The organism is Microvirga sp. P5_D2 (assembly GCF_054049475.1).
The window spans coordinates 1-1,527 of the sequence record NZ_JBFUMH010000357.1 but is presented as its reverse complement, the minus strand read 5'-3'; the positions used below and the strand labels follow the sequence as shown (position 1 = coordinate 1,527).

Here is a 1,527-nt window from a genome sequence, read left to right as displayed (position 1 = left end):
GCGGAACGGGCGACGACGTCTATTACATCGAGGCGGGCGACATCGTGATCGAGGAAGGCGGCGGCGGTTACGACACCATCGTTGCCTCGTACAGTGCGATCCTCGGCGACAACACCCAGGTCGAAGTGCTTCAGGCAGCCGCTGGCACGGCTCCCTTGAGCATCGGCGGCGCCAACATGAATGACACGCTCATCGGCAATGATGGCCACAACGTCATCAATGGCGGTACCGGCGCGGACCGCATGGTGGGCCAGGGCGGTAACGACACCTACTATGTCGACAATGTTTTCGACACTGTCGTCGAGACCAGTGCCGCAGGTGGCGACGATCATGTATTTACCAGCGTCAACTTCACGCTCGGTGCCTTCGTGGAGAAGCTGACCGCAATGGGCACCCTCGGCCTGGCGCTCACCGGCAACACGCTCAACAACACGATGATCGGGACTATGGGCCGCGACACGATCAGGGCAGAGGCGGGTGCCGACACGATCTCCGGTGGTCTCGGTAACGACATGCTCACTGGCGGCGCGGGCAAGGACATGTTCGTGTTCGACACGGCAGGGCACAAAACCCGCAACAAGGATAAGATCCTCGACTGGAACTACCGCGACGACACGATCAAGCTCGACCAGGACATCTTCAAGAAACTGAAGATCGGCAAGCTGCAGAGCAAGTACTTCACCCTTGGGGCAGTAGCCAAGGACGGCAACGACTATATCGGCGTCAACAAGGCGACCGGCGACGTGTGGTATGATCCCAATGGCGACAAGCCGGGCAAGCAAGTGATCTTCGCCAACATCGGCAAGAACAAAGCCATCTTCGCCTCCGACTTCGAGGTGTTCTGAGTTCAAAGGTCTTTATTCACACGTCTGCAGGCTTTGCCTCAGACAGAGCCATGATGGCCTGCCACTCGTTAGAGCGGCAGGCTTTTTCTTGCAAAAAAGCGGTGCGATTTATGGTTAAAAAAGCCTAACCGTTCATAGGTATACAATTTTTGGCTTCAATCTTTGCAACATTGCAAGAATATCTGATTGAAATAAAGTTTCTATCTCCTATCGGCTTGCTCCCTAGCCAGAACCCTTACAATCTAAAGATATGTTATAGCATGTGGAGGCTCCTGTCCTCCGCACATTGATTGCTAAGGGGGCAATGATGGCACTTACACTTTGGGGACCTGAGCGTCTTTTGAATGAAGCTTCTCCTAGAGGAGAATCGAGCCCTGTCGTCGAAGCTTTCAAAGATGGAAGTTATGTCGCGGTCTGGGCAATTGGGATATCAACCAGCGGTACGGATACGGATGGCGGGATAGTCGCCCGCCTCTTCAATGCTGATGGGACTCCCAAGGGGCCAGAACTTCTCGTCAACACAACGATTCTTAGGACCCAAAAAGCCCCGCAGGTAACGATTTTAAGCGATGGCCGGTTTGTTGTTACATGGGAAGACAACAGTCAGGACAGTACTTTAGGCACACAGATCCGTGCCCAAATCTTCAATGCAGACGGATCGGTGTTCGACCGTGATGGAGAT

Annotated in this window: 1 protein-coding gene and 1 pseudogene; both read left to right on the top strand. The window is 54.2% G+C overall.

Translation table 11 applies throughout. The features are described 5' to 3' along the window. The coding region (locus ACXJKO_RS31635) for a calcium-binding protein (RefSeq protein WP_457094957.1) at positions 1 to 845 on the top strand (845 nt) is incomplete at its 5' end. Positions 846 to 1,152: 307 nt separating this feature from the next. Next, positions 1,153 to 1,527 (top strand): annotated as a pseudogene (locus ACXJKO_RS31630) (hypothetical protein); the annotation flags it as partial.